Origin of the sequence: Streptococcus sp. GMD3S (genome assembly GCF_000298695.2) — a bacterium.
GTDB lineage: Bacteria > Bacillota > Bacilli > Lactobacillales > Streptococcaceae > Streptococcus.
This window is the reverse complement of sequence record NZ_AJRC02000003.1, coordinates 84,478-99,264: the sequence shown is the minus strand read 5'-3', so window position 1 is coordinate 99,264 and position 14,787 is coordinate 84,478. Positions and strand designations below refer to the sequence as shown.

The 14,787-nt window shown below is 39.6% G+C and carries 20 protein-coding genes, 2 pseudogenes and 1 other annotated feature; of the genes and pseudogenes, 5 read left to right on the top strand and 17 right to left on the bottom strand.

What is annotated here, in order from left to right; all coding sequences use genetic code 11:
- Positions 1 to 97 precede the first annotated feature (97 nt).
- From GMD3S_RS0202375 to GMD3S_RS0202365, 3 genes are read right to left on the bottom strand one after another with little or no spacing between them, the layout of a single operon-like run.
- The gene (locus GMD3S_RS0202375) at positions 98 to 997 is read right to left on the bottom strand and encodes an RluA family pseudouridine synthase (RefSeq protein ID WP_000403230.1); all 900 of its coding nucleotides are present in this window, start codon (positions 995 to 997) and stop codon (positions 98 to 100) included.
- Positions 981 to 1,448, bottom strand: coding sequence for a signal peptidase II (gene lspA / locus GMD3S_RS0202370; protein ID WP_000745694.1), 468 nt, complete (start codon positions 1,446 to 1,448; stop codon positions 981 to 983). Before lspA ends, GMD3S_RS0202375 begins: the two co-directional genes overlap by 17 nt.
- Positions 1,445 to 2,353: a LysR family transcriptional regulator gene (locus tag GMD3S_RS0202365; RefSeq protein WP_001025716.1), complete on the bottom strand. Its 909-nt coding sequence runs from the start codon at positions 2,351 to 2,353 to the stop codon at positions 1,445 to 1,447. Before GMD3S_RS0202365 ends, lspA begins: the two co-directional genes overlap by 4 nt.
- Between GMD3S_RS0202365 and GMD3S_RS11000 the strand changes: the two are divergent.
- Positions 2,346 to 2,441, top strand: a pseudogene (locus tag GMD3S_RS11000) (AraC family transcriptional regulator); the annotation flags it as partial. The gene GMD3S_RS0202365 and the pseudogene GMD3S_RS11000 sit on opposite strands and share 8 nt — an antisense overlap.
- Positions 2,442 to 2,586: 145 nt before the next feature.
- Here GMD3S_RS11000 and rpmA read toward each other — a convergent pair.
- From rpmA to GMD3S_RS0202345, 4 genes are all read right to left on the bottom strand, one after another.
- Positions 2,587 to 2,880, bottom strand: a complete 294-nt coding sequence (gene rpmA / locus GMD3S_RS0202360; RefSeq protein WP_000916509.1) for a 50S ribosomal protein L27 — start codon at positions 2,878 to 2,880, stop codon at positions 2,587 to 2,589.
- Positions 2,881 to 2,896: 16 nt separating this feature from the next.
- The gene (locus tag GMD3S_RS0202355; RefSeq protein ID WP_000613704.1) at positions 2,897 to 3,241 is read right to left on the bottom strand and encodes a ribosomal-processing cysteine protease Prp; all 345 of its coding nucleotides are present in this window, start codon (positions 3,239 to 3,241) and stop codon (positions 2,897 to 2,899) included.
- A gap of 15 nt (positions 3,242 to 3,256) precedes the next feature.
- Positions 3,257 to 3,571: a 50S ribosomal protein L21 gene (gene rplU / locus GMD3S_RS0202350; protein WP_000109137.1), complete on the bottom strand. Its 315-nt coding sequence runs from the start codon at positions 3,569 to 3,571 to the stop codon at positions 3,257 to 3,259.
- Between the two features lie 34 nt (positions 3,572 to 3,605).
- Positions 3,606 to 3,694: a sequence feature (ribosomal protein L21 leader region), on the bottom strand.
- 54 nt (positions 3,695 to 3,748) lie between these two features.
- Positions 3,749 to 4,444 carry a YoaK family protein gene (locus tag GMD3S_RS0202345; protein ID WP_001238360.1) on the bottom strand — a complete coding sequence of 232 codons (696 nt, stop codon included), beginning with the start codon at positions 4,442 to 4,444 and terminating at the stop codon, positions 3,749 to 3,751.
- Between the two features lie 155 nt (positions 4,445 to 4,599).
- Between GMD3S_RS0202345 and GMD3S_RS0202340 the strand changes: the two genes are divergently transcribed.
- Positions 4,600 to 5,577, top strand: coding sequence for a Gfo/Idh/MocA family protein (locus GMD3S_RS0202340; RefSeq protein ID WP_000915852.1), 978 nt, complete (start codon positions 4,600 to 4,602; stop codon positions 5,575 to 5,577).
- Positions 5,574 to 6,656, top strand: a complete 1,083-nt coding sequence (locus GMD3S_RS0202335) for a DEAD/DEAH box helicase (RefSeq protein WP_000850559.1) — start codon at positions 5,574 to 5,576, stop codon at positions 6,654 to 6,656. The genes GMD3S_RS0202340 and GMD3S_RS0202335 overlap by 4 nt, the downstream gene beginning before the upstream one ends.
- 24 nt (positions 6,657 to 6,680) lie before the next feature.
- Here GMD3S_RS0202335 and GMD3S_RS0202330 read toward each other — a convergent pair whose 3' ends face one another.
- Positions 6,681 to 7,058, bottom strand: coding sequence for a DUF1934 domain-containing protein (locus GMD3S_RS0202330; RefSeq protein WP_008279073.1), 378 nt, complete (start codon positions 7,056 to 7,058; stop codon positions 6,681 to 6,683).
- Positions 7,059 to 7,129: 71 nt separating this feature from the next.
- On the opposite strand from GMD3S_RS0202330, the gene GMD3S_RS0202325 reads away from it, so the two are divergent.
- Together GMD3S_RS0202325 and yidA are read left to right on the top strand one after the other, a co-directional pair.
- Positions 7,130 to 8,437 (top strand): HD domain-containing protein, encoded by a 1,308-nt coding sequence (locus GMD3S_RS0202325; protein ID WP_001003532.1) that lies wholly within the window; start codon positions 7,130 to 7,132, stop codon positions 8,435 to 8,437.
- Between the two features lie 9 nt (positions 8,438 to 8,446).
- Positions 8,447 to 9,253, top strand: coding sequence for a sugar-phosphatase (gene yidA / locus GMD3S_RS0202320; RefSeq protein ID WP_000023482.1), 807 nt, complete (start codon positions 8,447 to 8,449; stop codon positions 9,251 to 9,253).
- A 100-nt stretch (positions 9,254 to 9,353) separates the two neighbouring features.
- Here yidA and GMD3S_RS0202315 read toward each other — a convergent pair whose 3' ends face one another.
- From GMD3S_RS0202315 to GMD3S_RS0202275, 9 genes and pseudogenes are all read right to left on the bottom strand, one after another.
- Positions 9,354 to 9,830, bottom strand: coding sequence for an Imm6 family immunity protein (locus GMD3S_RS0202315; protein ID WP_000958200.1), 477 nt, complete (start codon positions 9,828 to 9,830; stop codon positions 9,354 to 9,356).
- 32 nt (positions 9,831 to 9,862) lie between these two features.
- Positions 9,863 to 10,357, bottom strand: a complete 495-nt coding sequence (locus GMD3S_RS0202310; RefSeq protein ID WP_000999424.1) for an Imm6 family immunity protein — start codon at positions 10,355 to 10,357, stop codon at positions 9,863 to 9,865.
- Positions 10,358 to 10,413: 56 nt separating this feature from the next.
- Entirely contained in the window at positions 10,414 to 10,740 is a 327-nt protein-coding gene (locus GMD3S_RS0202305) for a hypothetical protein (RefSeq protein ID WP_000879673.1), read from the bottom strand.
- A 155-nt stretch (positions 10,741 to 10,895) separates the two neighbouring features.
- Positions 10,896 to 11,849: a hypothetical protein gene (locus GMD3S_RS0202300; RefSeq protein WP_000920280.1), complete on the bottom strand. Its 954-nt coding sequence runs from the start codon at positions 11,847 to 11,849 to the stop codon at positions 10,896 to 10,898.
- A gap of 91 nt (positions 11,850 to 11,940) precedes the next feature.
- A complete protein-coding gene (locus GMD3S_RS0202295) occupies positions 11,941 to 12,621 on the bottom strand; it encodes a hypothetical protein (protein ID WP_000662241.1) in 681 nt (226 codons plus the stop codon).
- 62 nt (positions 12,622 to 12,683) lie between these two features.
- Positions 12,684 to 13,259 (bottom strand): DUF6572 domain-containing protein, encoded by a 576-nt coding sequence (locus GMD3S_RS0202290; RefSeq protein ID WP_000165997.1) that lies wholly within the window; start codon positions 13,257 to 13,259, stop codon positions 12,684 to 12,686.
- A 41-nt stretch (positions 13,260 to 13,300) separates the two neighbouring features.
- Positions 13,301 to 13,855, bottom strand: coding sequence for an NAD glycohydrolase inhibitor (locus tag GMD3S_RS0202285; RefSeq protein WP_000708259.1), 555 nt, complete (start codon positions 13,853 to 13,855; stop codon positions 13,301 to 13,303).
- Positions 13,856 to 14,020 (bottom strand): annotated as a pseudogene (locus GMD3S_RS10915) (hypothetical protein); the annotation flags it as partial.
- A gap of 86 nt (positions 14,021 to 14,106) precedes the next feature.
- Positions 14,107 to 14,766 carry a DUF6572 domain-containing protein gene (locus GMD3S_RS0202275; protein WP_000443989.1) on the bottom strand — a complete coding sequence of 220 codons (660 nt, stop codon included), beginning with the start codon at positions 14,764 to 14,766 and terminating at the stop codon, positions 14,107 to 14,109.
- Positions 14,767 to 14,787 lie beyond the last annotated feature (21 nt).

The window sequence follows — 14,787 nt, the reverse complement described above, 5'->3', positions numbered from 1 at the left end:
TCACTCCGATTCTTCATATTTATCCATTATAACATGAATACTTTAAAATGGAAAAGACTTGAAATGAAAAAGGTTGAGACAAGGCATCTCAACTCTTTTATCTATTCTCAGTTTTACGCAATCTTTCCAGCGTTTCTTTAAAAATCTCTGGAATATCTGCTGTGAACTCCAAGGTTTCACCTGTTCTCGGATGAGTAAAGCCTAGAGTCTTAGCATGGAGAAATTGCCCATGTCCCTTCAGTGTCTTACGAGGACCATAGACTTCATCACCAGCGACTGGATGGCCAATATAAGCCATATGAACACGGATTTGGTGAGTACGCCCTGTTTCCAGTTGCAACTCTAGCAAACTATAATCTCCAAAGCGTTCCAAGACTTGAAAACGAGTCACTGCTGGCTTCCCTTTAGCAGTCACTGCCTGTTTCTTACGATCTTTTTCACTACGACCAATCGGAGCTTCAATCACACCACGATCATTGGGAAGATTGCCATGAACAATCGCCCAGTATTTGCGGAGAGACTTCTTATCCTTGAGTTCTTGAGCGAGTGCTAAGTGGGCCTCATCATTCTTAGCAATCATAAGGAGACCAGACGTGTCCTTGTCTATGCGATGAACAATACCCGGTCGGAGAACCCCATTGATACCTGACAAGTCCTTGATATGGTACATGAGGGCATTGACCAAGGTTCCGCTAGTATGACCGGCGCTGGGATGAACCACCATCCCTTGAGGTTTGTTAACAACGGCTACATCCTCATCTTGGTAGACGATTTCTAGCGGAATATCCTCAGCCACATACTCTAAAACCTCCGGTTCTGGCACATGGTAGGTGACGATATCCCCCTCTTGGACAGTGTATTTGGCTTTCTTTACTTGCCCATTCACCAAAACTTGTCCAGCCTTGATTTGTTCATTCGCGAGACTGCGTGACAATTCTGTCAGATCTGACAGAGCCTTGTCTAGACGTTGCCCACCAGTTTCAATTTTTATTTCCATTTACTTCCTCTTTAAGCATTGCAATCAATAAAACAATCACACCAACTGTCAAATAGCTGTCAGCAACATTGAAAATCGCAAAGTTGATAAAGTCTAGGTGAAACATATCCACCACAAAACCTTGACTCATTCTGTCGATAAAGTTGCCCAGACCTCCCGCGATTATCAAGGTCAGTCCAAAAACCAACCAGAGAGAATCCTCCATGTGTTTATGTAGATACCAAATGGCACCTACCATGACGACCAGTGTAATGACAGCAAATAACCACTGCTGATCTTGCAGCATGGAGAAGGCTGCCCCACGATTTTGCAGGTAGGTCAAGCTAACGAGATTGGGGATCCACGAACGAACTTCACCCAGTGGAATCTGCTGGACAACATAGGCTTTAACCCACTGATCCAGCCCAATCAAAAGCAGTACAATGACTGCTACTATTCCTCTTTTTTTCATGATTTCCTCTTTTGATCAAAATATTCTTGCATAACCTCAACGAAAAGAGTACCAGCTTGGCTAAGCTCCACTTCTTCCCGTTTGACATAGACCATGTGGTTATCTAGATTATCCTTGAGACGAATGACTGTGATCCCATTAACACTGTCACTATCTAAAAACCCAGATCCAGTTGCGTAAGCATCCGTCCGCTCCAAAATACCATTCAAAGTAGCACGGTCGGTCACATTGAACATCTGGGAGCTCGCGCTGGTGTCGACAAAGTTCTCTGAATAGTATAGATACTCATCCTTTTCCTGAGTAAAACGAACTGTTGGTAAATCCGCTAAATCCTCCATGACCAATTCCTCTTTCTGTGCTAAAGGATGCCCTTCACGAAGATAAATGTGAGTCTGGAAAGGAATTAGTTCAATAACTTCTAAACCAAGCTTTTCAACCCGTTGCATGATGCCCTTTTTATTTTGATTGTTGAGGTAGATAATCCCAATCTCACTATGTCCTTGAGCCACTTCGTCTAAAATTTGAACTGTGGTAGACTCAAAAATACGAAAGTTCTTGTAGTCAGGATAACGTTCCGAAAAGGCCGTAATCGTTGGTGGCAAGAAGTCATAGTGCTGGCTGGCAATGGAAAATTCATCCTTTTCTTCCTCAGGATTGGCATATTGATTTTGAAAAACATCAAATCCTTTGACCAATTCCTGCGCTTTCTCATAAAATTCCATACCACGACGGGTCAAAAAAGTCCCCGAACTCGTCCGACGGAAAATCTTAAAACCCAGCTCTTTTTCCAAATCGCGCACAGAAATAGACAGACTTGGCTGACTAACATACATCTTTTCAGCAGCTTCACGGAAAGTACCACTATTGGCAATGGCCACAACATAGCGTAATTGTTGAATGTTCATCTTTTACCCCCAACTTCTCTATCTGTTCATTATACCATATTTCAGAACTTTTCCAAAAAAGAAAAAAGTGTCCATCGCAAGTTTAAATCTAACTATTCTCTATTAAATTCAAAATGTGTATCAAAACAAAAAAATAGGCTCTCCGAAAACTCGGAAAGCCTTATTTTATGCTACTTCTAGCTTCCTCGCCTTTTCATTTCAAGGCTCGGGATAAAAAGGTTCACTGGACCTTTTTATTTAGCGATTGGGTAAACAGAAACTTGTTTTTTATCGCGACCTTTACGTTCAAAGCGTACTACGCCTTCAACTTTAGCGAACAAAGTATCGTCTCCACCACGTCCAACGTTTACACCTGGATAGATGTGTGTACCACGTTGACGGTAAAGGATTGATCCACCTGTTACAGTTTGTCCGTCAGCTGCTTTAGCTCCAAGACGTTTTGCTTGTGAATCGCGTCCGTTTGATGTAGAACCTCCACCTTTTTTGTGGGCGAAAAGTTGCAAGTTGTTAAGAGTCATTTTTAACATAATGTTTTCCTCCGTGTTAGTTTTCTGTGATAACTCTGGTTTGGACGAACTCAGAAGAGTTCTCCGATAAGTTTGCCATACCTAAGAAAAATGATTCGAAGAATAACTGCGTCATTTCTCTCTGGTGTGAAGGAAGATCCGCTGGTATATCAACCTTTAGATAGCCACCTTCATCTTCGTTTAATTCTAAGATTGGTTCGTAGCCTGCAAATTTCTCAATGGAATTGACAAAGTTAATGGCAAGCGTAGAAACCGATGCACACACGACATCTAAGCCGTATTCGCCACTTTCGGCGTGTCCAGTAATTTCCGCACTCCTCAGCTCGCCATCTTCGGCTCTCTCAAAGACTGCTTGTATCATGTGTTCTCCTTAAAATTAAGCGTTGATTGCGTTGATGACAACTTTTGTATATGGTTGACGGTGACCTTGTTTACGGTGGCTACCTTTTTTAGGTTTGTACTTGTAAGTAACAACTTTCTTTTGTTTTCCTTGTTTTTCAACAGTTCCAACTACAGTAGCTCCAGCAACAAGTGGAGTTCCGACAACAGTGTTTTCACCACCAACAAGAACAACTTCGTTAAAAGTAACTTCTTGACCAGCTTCAACGTTCAATTTTTCAACGTAGATTGCTTGACCAACTTCAACTTTAACTTGTTTTCCGCCAGTTTTGATAATTGCGTATGTGCTCATTATGCACCTCCTATGATTTTTAGGGTTTCCCCGTATTTTTGTGAAGACTCGCCTAGCATCGTGGGACGAACCACTTTATACTCACTATGTGAGCAAACGATGTTCGTGCGGTTGCACAGGACTGTGCATAGTCAACTCTTCAAGTATAGCATATCTTCTTTTTTCTTACAAGCGAAATCAATCAAATTTAAGCTTTTTCTTTCCTTTTTTTCTCCAAGAAGCAAAAAGCATACTGAAGTAAAAGATACTCATCATAAGAGGAACACCTAGAATTGTCTTCTCCTGATAGTAAATCGTCAAATAAGCTGAAAAAACAACTCCGAAGACAAAACTGCTAAGCAAGCTAACAAAAATCAATCCCTCTCGTAGGAAAGGCGTATGCTTGGTCCGGAAATAATCTCCAAAAGCCAACATGGTACGTTTGATATTCCCTGTCATAAAAGCATTATTATAGGCAATCCCTGACACTTCTCCAAAGGCTGTTGTCACCAGTCCCATACAAAAGGCTAAGGGCGGTACGAGATAGATATTATCAACCGATTGCGGCACAAAGCCTATAATTAGGGACAGGACTGCAAGAGGAATCAAGGACAAAATCGGCTTTTTAACAATTCGAAGTTTTTCCTTATATAATGTCAGAAAAAAGACACCCATCATAAAGGACAACAAGGTCATTACTTTGGCACTGGCATCCGAGACATTCTGCTGAATGAGTCCTACAGAAAGAAAAACCACATTCCCAGTTTGTCCAGCCACAAGGGTGTTCCCTCGCACGATAAAAGTATAAGCATCGACATATCCTGCACAAAAAGTCAAAAAAAGCGCTAGTCGCTTAGACTGACGTGATATTTTTCTTATTGGTAATAATCTCATTTTCTCCCCCTTTTCATTTCATCTACCTATCTAAATATTGTACCACTTTCTCTAAGAAATGCGTACTCCATTTGAAAATTTTTACCATCTGTTGGATAGTCCTTCTTTTCTATGTTATAATGAAGGAAGGATTTGAAGTCGGAAAAGGAGTATTTATGCTTAAATTAGGTATCATCGGAACAGGGGCTATCAGCCATCATTTCATAGAAGCAGCCCATGCTAGCGGAGAATACCAGCTGGTTGCAGTCTATTCTAGAAAACGAGAAACTGCCGCAACCTTTGCTTCTCGCTATGAAAATATCCAACTCTTTGATCAATTAGAAGACTTCTTTAAGTCTTCCTTTGATGTAGTCTATATCGCCAGTCCAAACTCCTTGCATTTTGTTCAAGCCAGGGCTGCCTTGTCTGCTGGTAAGCACGTCATTCTTGAAAAGCCAGCTGTCACTCAGCCACAAGAATGGCTGAATTTGAGACAGACAGCTAAGAAAAATCACTGTTTTATCTTTGAGGCAGCTCGTAATTACCACGAGGAAGCCTTTACCACTATCAAGAATTTTTTGGCAGACAAGCAAATTTGGGGAGCAGATTTCAACTATGCCAAGTATTCTTCCAAGATGCCTGACTTATTGGCTGGACAGACGCCAAATGTCTTTTCAGATCGTTTTGCTGGTGGAGCCCTTATGGATTTGGGGATTTATCCTCTCTACGCTGCCATTCGCCTCTTTGGAAAGGCTCAAGACGCGATTTATCAAGCTCAACAGCTTGACAATAGCATTGACCTGAATGGAGACGGTATCCTCTTCTACCCTGACTTTCAAGTTCATATCAAAGCTGGGAAAAACATCACTTCCAATCTTCCTTGTGAGATTTACACAGCAGATGGAACCTTGACCCTTAACACGATTGAACATGTCCGCTCAGCTATTTTTAGCGACCACCAAGGAAATCAAGTTCAACTCCCTATCCAACAGGCTCCTCATACGATGACTGAGGAAGTTGCTGCGTTTGCTCAGATGATCCAGCAACCAGACCAGACGATCTACCAGACTTGGCTGGATGATGCAAGCTCTATTCATGAGCTACTATATACTATGCGCCAGACTGCTGGCATTAGATTTGAGGCAGAAAAATGAAAACCAAACTACCGACTGAATGGCAGGAATTGAGTGACCAACTCGGTTTCCAGGAATTTACTCCCATTCAAATTCAACTATTTGAACCCATCCTTGCTGGAGAAAACATACTGGGAGTGAGCCCAACAGGAACTGGTAAGACGCTAGCTTATTTACTCCCAAGTCTTCTCAGACTACAAAAGAAAAAAGCCCAACAACTCTTGATCCTAGCACCAAATACAGAACTTGCTGGACAGATTTTTGACGTGTGTAAAACGTGGGCGGAAGCCATCGGTTTGACCGCTCAGCTCTTCTTATCAGGTTCGAGTCAGAAACGCCAGATTGAACGACTCAAAAAAGGACCAGAAATTCTGATTGGAACACCTGGCCGTATCTTTGAGTTGATTAAATTGAAAAAAATCAAGATGATGAATGTGGAAACCATCATCCTGGATGAATTTGACCAATTACTCGATGATTCTCAGATTCACTTTGTTGAGAAAATTACTCACTACGCACCTCGTGACCACCAACTCGTCTACATGAGTGCGACGACCAAGTTTGACCAAGAGAAGATTGCACCAAACACGCGCACCATTGATCTCTCTGATCAAAAACTGGACAACATCCAACACTTCTATATGCAGGTAGACCAACGTCACCGTGTGGATATGCTACGAAAACTAGCTCATGTTGAGGATTTCCGCGGACTAGTTTTCTTTAATAGCCTGTCAGATCTTGGAAGTGCGGAGGAAAAACTACAGTATCGGGATATCTTAGCTGTTTCCCTCGCTAGCGATGTCAATGTGAAATATCGAAAAGTCATCTTAGAAAAGTTTAAAGATAAGCAACTAACCCTGCTCCTTGCAACTGACCTTCTGGCTCGTGGAATTGATATAGATAGCCTAGAATGTGTCGTAAACTTCGACGTCCCTAGAGATATGGAAACTTACACCCACCGCGCTGGCCGTACAGGTCGCATGGGTAAAGAGGGCTATGTTATTACTCTCGTAACCCATCCTGAAGAACTTAAAAAACTCAAGAAATTCGCAAGTGTGCGTGAAATTGTTCTAAAAAATCAAGAACTCTATATCAAATAAGGTTGGCATTCGCCAACCTTTTTCTTATTCCCAAGTAATTTCTAATTGATAGCTGGCAAAGGAGTGTCCCTCTTGATTTTGCAGTTGATAGGCGAGCTCAATCTTTTGCCCATCCAGTTCATAGTGATTCGTTTGAATGATAAACTCCTGCATCCCCATTGGAGTCGGAATATAGGCTAAACTATCACTATCCTTTAGAAATCTCATAATAGTCTTCGGATTGGAAAAACGGGTCATCACCAGTTCTTGACCATGAAACTTGAGAACCACTTTTTCTTTTTCCTCATTATAAAAAAGCAGATAGCTATAATCCCCTTTTTCACGCACTTCAACGTCATAAAGCTGGTCAATCACTTCCAACTGCTCATCAAACTGAATCCTATTTCGCATCCGAATCTTCACATCAAATCCTCTTTCATGTCTCTTGTCCTACTATTTTACCAAAAAGAGCAGGATTTTGCTATAATGGTCATATGAATGAAAAAGTATTCCGTGACCCAGTTCACAACTACATCCACGTCAATAATCAGGTCATATACGACTTGATCAATACAAAAGAATTTCAACGTCTTCGCCGTATCAAACAGCTAGGGACTTCCAGTTATACCTTCCATGGTGGGGAGCACAGTCGCTTTTCCCACTGTTTGGGGGTCTATGAGATTGCACGACGCATCACAGAGATTTTTGAAGAAAAATATCCTAAAGAATGGGATCCTGCTGAGTCTCTCTTGACTATGACCGCTGCACTCCTTCATGACCTTGGGCATGGTGCTTACTCGCATACTTTTGAACATCTCTTTGATACAGACCACGAAGCCATCACTCAGGAAATTATCCAAAGTCCTGAGACAGAGATTCACCAAGTCCTGCTACAAGTAGCGCCAGACTTTCCTGAAAAAGTGGCTAGTGTCATCGACCATACCTACCCTAACAAACAGGTCGTACAGCTCATTTCCAGTCAGATTGATGCAGACCGCATGGACTATCTCTTGCGCGACTCTTATTTTACAGGAGCATCTTATGGGGAATTTGACCTGACTCGCATCCTTCGAGTCATTCGTCCAGTCGAAAATGGTATCGCCTTTCAGCGCAATGGCATGCACGCCATCGAAGACTATGTTCTCAGTCGCTACCAGATGTATATGCAGGTTTATTTCCACCCAGCAACACGGGCCATGGAGGTTCTCCTACAAAATCTCCTCAAACGCGCCAAGGAACTCTATCCTGAAGACAAGGACTTCTTTGCACGCACTTCTCCACATTTGCTACCTTTTTTTGAAAAGAAAGTTACTCTATCTGACTATCTGGCACTTGATGACGGCGTGATGAATACCTACTTCCAACTCTGGATGACCAGTCCTGACAAGATACTAGCCGACTTGTCACAACGTTTTGTCAACCGCAAGGTCTTTAAATCCATTACTTTTTCAGAAAAAGACCAAGACCAACTCGCAACCATGAGACAGCTGGTTGAAGAAATCGGCTTTGATCCAGACTACTATACTGCTATTCATAAGAACTTTGACCTCCCTTATGATATCTATCGTCCCGAATCTGAAAATCCACGGACACAGATTGAGATTCTACAGAAAAATGGTGAACTGGCAGAACTCTCTAGCCTGTCTCCTATCGTCCAATCTCTTGCTGGCAGCCGCCACGGAGACAATCGTTTCTATTTTCCAAAAGAAATGTTGGACCAAAACAGCATCTTCGCAAGCGTTACCCAGCAATTTTTACACTTGATTGAGAACGATCATTTTACCCCAAATAAGAACGAATAGAGGAAATTTATGAGTATTAAACTAATCGCCGTCGATATCGATGGTACCCTGGTTAACAGTAAAAAGGAAATCACTCCGGAAGTCTTTTCTGCCATCCAAGATGCCAAAGAAGCTGGTGTCAAAGTCGTAATTGCAACGGGTCGTCCTATCGCAGGTGTTGCCAAACTTCTGGACGACTTGCAATTGAGAGACGAGGGTGACTATGTCGTAACCTTCAATGGTGCCCTTGTTCAAGAAACTGCTACTGCCCATGAGATTATCAGCGAATCCTTGACCTATGAGGATTATCTGGATATGGAATTTCTCAGTCGCAAGCTCGGTGTCCACATGCACGCTATTACCAAGGACGGTATCTATACTGCCAATCGCAATATCGGAAAGTACACGGTGCACGAATCAACCCTCGTCAGCATGCCCATCTTCTACCGCACCCCTGAAGAAATGGCTGACAAGGAAATCGTCAAGTGTATGTTTATCGATGAACCGGAAATTCTCGATGCTGCGATTGAAAAGATACCAGCAGAATTTTACGAGCGCTACTCCATCAACAAATCTGCTCCTTTCTACCTCGAACTCCTTAAAAAGAATATAGACAAGGGTTCAGCTATTACCCATCTAGCTGAAAAACTCGGATTGACCAAAGATGAAACCATGGCGATCGGTGACGAAGAGAATGACCGCGCCATGCTGGAAGTCGTTGGCAACCCCGTTGTCATGGAAAATGGAAATCCAGAACTCAAAAAAATCGCCAAATACATCACCAAAACAAACGACGAATCCGGCGTCGCCCATGCTATCCGTACGTGGGTACTGTAAAATGCTTAAGGATAGAAAATAAACGACACCCCAAAAGTAGAGATGAGACTCTAACTTCTGGGGTGTTCTTTTTGATTTTTCGCCAAACCTTCTAATCAAATCATCTAAATAATCCCAGTCTATCTAGTTCTTTTAGGGCGGATTCTCTTGATGGGTATGGATTTCTATTGATGAAAATTTTTACTGTTTCGACGTGATGATAAAGATCCATGCTGATTTCTTTTAAATTATCAATAAAGACATCAAGTAGTTCTGGTTCAATGTTCTCTAAGGGAGAAGGAAGCTCTTTCTTATTTTCAAACTCAAAAGCTTCTTTAGCAGTCACACCTATTACATAACTAATGTTGTCCCACAAGAGACCATTCGCTTCATTTTCATCTAATTGCATGTAGATAAATATTCCACTGAAGTCTGTCCCATCATCTAAAAGGCGATAAAGTTCCTCTCCCCTTTTATCTCTATTCTCCAAAAAACTCCAACATGCATCCAAGGCGGTTCGAATATGTGAAGTATATTCTGTTTCCATACGATTCGCAATTGCCTCAGCAAAAATCAACATAAAATAACTAGTAAGCATATCCTCTCCTGATCTATGCTTGAACGAATGGCCTATTCGTTCTCATCAGATAAAAATAGTGGTCCAAAGTAGTTTTTAACGAGATCATCCTTTAGATATCCTTCTAATTCTGGTCCAGTTATTTGTGAAATAAGTTCCCTATTTTCAGCTAGAATTTGTTTGTAACTTAAGGAAAGAACCTCAAGTATGTCCTCGTCGACACTTTCAATCGTTTGTGGTAGGTAGATTTCTTCCGAAGCAATATATGAATAGTGACAAACTAAAACAAAGAAATTAGCGATACAGTTCCATACTAGTGGATTGGTTTTCTTATCCAATACCTGAAATGTCAAGATATCCTGCTCGTCTATATTTTCCAGTCGATTATATAAAATATCTGGGCAAAAATCACTCTCTTTATCAAGCTCCTGTTTTGAAAGTTTTAAGGAATCAAGGACAAACTCCTGATATTCTTTCTCACTGATAAGATCTACAAGACCGTACATCAACTCCTGTAAGAAGCGCAATAAATTTCTATTATCATTCATCAGTTTTCCTTCTATTACTAAAAACTAACTTGGTGATCCACTGAAAAACGTGGCACTCACTCTTCCTCTTCAAACATCAGAGCATCCAGTTCTTCTCTCTCTGCCGCAATCTCTTCAAAAGTAGAAATAAGATTATTTACTATTTCTAAGGTGATAATACCAGTCGAATCCCTCATCGTAACCTTGGTCCCAATAGCACTCAACTCACGGATGAGTTCTCTAACCTTTTTCAATTCATCCAAATCTAACATGTCTACTTCTATCACCGTGTCATGATCTTTGATTCTGGATTGGATTAAAGAAAAAGGCAAGGATGAATGGTTTCTTAACAACTTATAGGTCCCTGACTTGTCACCTATAGAATCAATAAAAATAGCTAGCATCGTTTTTACTCCTTTATACTTGAAAACATCAGTATCCCATGTCTACAAGGAAAAGATATAAGCTTGAATCTCCTCTATCATGCATCGATTTGTCGTTCTTACTCTTATGGCTTGAAGCCATAAAGATAAAGCAAGCATAATAGCTTGCTTGAAAGTTAAGGAATTAAAAATTGATTTTCATAATCTTTTGGGAGTTCATAAGATATTTCTCCATTACTATTACCAAATCGACTTTGATTAAAAATTGGAAATAGCTTGGAGTCGTACACAGTTTTTATAACAAAACGTTCTCTTTCAAAACTAATAGTTGCAGCTACTGAGGGATCCTTAAAAACTGATTGTTCCCCTTGGGAATGCAAGCGAACGTTTATAGTAGCTACTTCTTCAGGATATTTCTCAAATCTAACATCAAAACTAATGTCGCTACCTGTCGAAGGAATGTACATTTGATATTCACTTACACTGATACTTTGAATCTTTCCTAATTTCTGTTCCAATTCTGGGTCGTTTCTATACAGGTCTGTTTGGATAGCTAGTTTGAAATTTTCCTCATGTTCTTGTAGCCATCTGTTAAGATTACGAATCATAATTTCTTTTTCAACTTGCCTGGAGGCATCCTTGCTCTTGCGATCAAGTTTATTCATAGTTTCAGTCAATTTATCTTGCTCTCGCTTCCAATCCCACGAGGGGTCACTTGATACCTCTACTACTGATAAGTACCATCTCCTCATAGTTTCAGGAGATTTATAAGGATTGGGTTTTATAAATGTAAAAGGACCTATACCAGCATCAGGAAAGTATAATTCTACTTTCATTGACTGCTTGCGATTATTATTAGCATAGGCTGTAAAGGAAATATGATAATTTCCACCTACATCTCCACCATTATCAAAGCCTCCCCTCGCAGAACCTGGTAAAAGCGTCACTGACTTTATATATTGCCCTTGACTGTCTATGTCTGCAATAATTTCGCTTTTGATAGAATCCGCATGATCATGAATAAACTTACCAGTGTTCCCAATCGGTATCCTAATTAACAAATATGACAAACCAATAATAATAAAGGGAACGGAAATTGCAAGGAATATCCACTTGTTCGATTTTAACATAATATCTCCTGATGCTCATTAAAAATCAGTTATAAAACAGCTTTTATAGTGCTTTACCTTTCAACCCGACGGTTCCTTTTTTCAATTTCATTCATTGATTATCCTCCCGTTGTTTAAATATAGTTAAATCTATTTGAACAGCCTCATCCCTAGATTCCATTAGTATTGAAATTCCATAGATTGTTCCACTAGAGTACCTTACTCTGATTCTACAGGTTGTATCCTCTGGCATATCGTACTTATTTTTAAGATATTTATAGAGGTCAGAATGATTTTCTGGTTCATAGATAATATCACGAAGCTCTGTTTCTGCACTCTTAAAGGTTTCTTTTATATTCAAGGAAGCGAAATAATCTCTTTGTACTACCAAATTAAGAATTTCTTCATCATATAAAGGAGTTACCTCCGACCCATAATTTAACTTCCCATTAGAGTAAGTAACAGGAACTGTTTCTTTATTATCCCCAATTTTTATTGTATAGTCACCCTTAATGTCAGATTGGCTAGTATCTAAGAATACTTTATAATCCTTTACTACGTTTCCACTCTCTATATAAATACTATTTTTGTAAAGCTTTAATCCATTAAACTCCTTCTTGTCTTGCTCTAAAAATTTAAATATAGGTTCAAACGTTTTTTCAAATTCGTACTGTTCCTTTGTTCTGTTTTTGGGAATGGTCTCACCACCCAAACTACATCCAGTCAGTGTATAAAGAGTCAGGACCATTAACATCACACTAACAACCCAAAATAAGCGTTTATTTTCCTTCATCTCTTTCTCCTAAACATTCTATGCCTATTATAACATAAAAAAGAGCGTTTCCGCTCCCTTTATCACTCAGGTAATTCTACCTTCAAAATCATATCCGTTGGTTGTAATACCTTCTGAACAGCTGCGAGAAAGGCTAGTCCATTATCCGATGGAGAATATTGGAAGGTGATATGGATGACTTTTTTATCAAAGCTATCGCCATATCGATCCACATACTGCTTACTTTCGAGGAAGTAGATATAGTTGTTGAGTTTTTCTTGCAGTTTCAACAAATGTTCTTCTTCAGTATCTGGAAGCCAAAGATTGCCATCTATTAATAAAAGTTCCAAGTCTGTGTCACTCGTTCCGATTGCATCAATTTCTGAAACATCTAACTGAATAAGAGATTCTTTTATCCAAAATGTCGTTTTTATCAAACGATAAAGTCGATCTATTGCATCACTTTCATTTTTAAATTCGTCTCTTATCCAGATATCTTGGCGCTCATTAACCTCATATACTTTATATTGACTAGATTTCTCATCGTAATAGTATCCCAAAGTAAATTGACCTCCATATCGCTCATCAAGCGCAATATGAAATATCCCCATCTTATCTCTATGTTGATTAATGAAATTTACCAGTTCTTGTTTTGTCATTTAAAATTCCTCCACAACTCTCACATTCAATATGGCGTTTGCTATAGCTCCACTACCTTAGGTGGATTGTAGTATTTTTCCTTGAATTCCTTAAGAATCTTCTCTACCTTTTCTTCATCACACTGTCTGTATAACGGACTACGGTCTAATACATTACATAGTCTTTCATAGGTATAAGTACGTTTCTGTTCATCTGATAATTTTGAAATACTTTCTATAATATTTCTTACCAACTCATCTGTTTCAATAACAAAGGGAAGGCTTGTATATCTTCTTAAACGACTGCCTTGCATAGAAATATAATCAGTTACCTTATCTAATTTGACTAGGTCAACCGATAAACTAAAATCTTTCAAGATATCAAAGGTTCTGCGCGCTATATCCCTGTCACCTTCTGCATACAGAGGGAATAAGCAATATTCCATCAATACACTAATATCTGTACTATCCACTTCATAAGAATCCCGTTCTCGTATACGATATTTTGCATCTGTGCCTAAAAAGGCTTCTTCCTCTTTTCCTTCTCTCATCACATTACGATAAAAATTAATAAAAGATTGATAATCTTTAGGCTCTGGTAATTCATATATTTTCATTTAGTTACTCCATTGATTAATTCTAAAAATTCCTTCAATTTGCTCAATTTTATTAGTGCCTGGTTCATAGACGCGTGGATTTTTGATTTCATAATAGCCTTGACGTTCAATCGCAGATAGAAAATCATCGTAAGAATGCCCCTTTGTGTCAATCGTTGGCATAAGTAGTTCGCTATTTAGAAATGCTAAATAATCTTTTTATAAATATAGTCTCATTATACCACAAAAAGAGAGCGTTTCCGCTCCCTTTTTTACTCTGGCAATTCTACCTTCAAGATCATATCCGTCGGTTGCAATACCTGCTGAACAGCTGCGAGGAAGGCTAAGCCATTATCAGATGGAGAATACTGGAATGTGATATGGATGACTTTTTTGTCAAATTGATCACCATATCGCTCCACATACTGCTTACTTTCGAGGAAGTGAATGTAATTATTCATTTTTTCTTGCAGAATTTCCAGATGGACTGCTTCTATCTCTTCCTCCCAGCCAACTGGATCAACTAGAAGAAGTTCCAAATGATTATCAACTATACCAATTGCATCAAGTTCGCTAGGTTCCAGTTCTGAAACAATGGCTTGAGTGACAATTTGTTTAAATTCCTCTGCTGTAAAAAGACGACGAGTATTTCCTGGGTTTTTTAAAATAAAAGAAGGATGATTTTCGATGAAGAGCTTACCAGACTCATCTTGTGTATACTGCTTTTTAGATTTCCAAAAACCATAATCTGCATAATTCATCAACTCTTTACCAGTATGTTCTCCCGACATATAACTATCTGCAGCTTCTTTGGGGATTTCTTGAACTACTTCTGGCATGGTAATATTAAAAGTTGGATAACGCAAGAAATACTTATCACCATCTTGACAAATTTCCAACATATCTTTTTGACTTACATAAATTGATTCCATTCTTATCTCCTTTGTCTTTTA

Coding starts and splice junctions, on each gene's coding strand:
- lspA (WP_000745694.1), bottom strand. CDS start 1,448: ATGAAAAAAAGAGGAATAGTAGCAGTCATTGTACTGCTTTTGATTGGG.
- GMD3S_RS0202315 (WP_000958200.1), bottom strand. CDS start 9,830: ATGCTTACTAGTTATTTTATGTTGATTTTTGCTGAGGCAATTGCGAAT.
- GMD3S_RS0202300 (WP_000920280.1), bottom strand. CDS start 11,849: ATGTTAAAATCGAACAAGTGGATATTCCTTGCAATTTCCGTTCCCTTT.
- GMD3S_RS0202375 (WP_000403230.1), bottom strand. CDS start 997: ATGGAAATAAAAATTGAAACTGGTGGGCAACGTCTAGACAAGGCTCTG.
- rplU (WP_000109137.1), bottom strand. CDS start 3,571: ATGAGCACATACGCAATTATCAAAACTGGCGGAAAACAAGTTAAAGTT.
- GMD3S_RS0202290 (WP_000165997.1), bottom strand. CDS start 13,259: ATGACAAAACAAGAACTGGTAAATTTCATTAATCAACATAGAGATAAG.
- GMD3S_RS0202295 (WP_000662241.1), bottom strand. CDS start 12,621: ATGAAGGAAAATAAACGCTTATTTTGGGTTGTTAGTGTGATGTTAATG.
- GMD3S_RS0202335 (WP_000850559.1), top strand. CDS start 5,574: ATGAAAACCAAACTACCGACTGAATGGCAGGAATTGAGTGACCAACTC.
- GMD3S_RS0202285 (WP_000708259.1), bottom strand. CDS start 13,855: ATGAAAATATATGAATTACCAGAGCCTAAAGATTATCAATCTTTTATT.
- GMD3S_RS0202275 (WP_000443989.1), bottom strand. CDS start 14,766: ATGGAATCAATTTATGTAAGTCAAAAAGATATGTTGGAAATTTGTCAA.
- GMD3S_RS0202345 (WP_001238360.1), bottom strand. CDS start 4,444: ATGAGATTATTACCAATAAGAAAAATATCACGTCAGTCTAAGCGACTA.
- GMD3S_RS0202365 (WP_001025716.1), bottom strand. CDS start 2,353: ATGAACATTCAACAATTACGCTATGTTGTGGCCATTGCCAATAGTGGT.
- GMD3S_RS0202325 (WP_001003532.1), top strand. CDS start 7,130: ATGAATGAAAAAGTATTCCGTGACCCAGTTCACAACTACATCCACGTC.
- GMD3S_RS0202355 (WP_000613704.1), bottom strand. CDS start 3,241: ATGATACAAGCAGTCTTTGAGAGAGCCGAAGATGGCGAGCTGAGGAGT.
- GMD3S_RS0202340 (WP_000915852.1), top strand. CDS start 4,600: ATGCTTAAATTAGGTATCATCGGAACAGGGGCTATCAGCCATCATTTC.
- GMD3S_RS0202310 (WP_000999424.1), bottom strand. CDS start 10,357: ATGAATGATAATAGAAATTTATTGCGCTTCTTACAGGAGTTGATGTAC.
- GMD3S_RS0202305 (WP_000879673.1), bottom strand. CDS start 10,740: ATGCTAGCTATTTTTATTGATTCTATAGGTGACAAGTCAGGGACCTAT.
- yidA (WP_000023482.1), top strand. CDS start 8,447: ATGAGTATTAAACTAATCGCCGTCGATATCGATGGTACCCTGGTTAAC.
- rpmA (WP_000916509.1), bottom strand. CDS start 2,880: ATGTTAAAAATGACTCTTAACAACTTGCAACTTTTCGCCCACAAAAAA.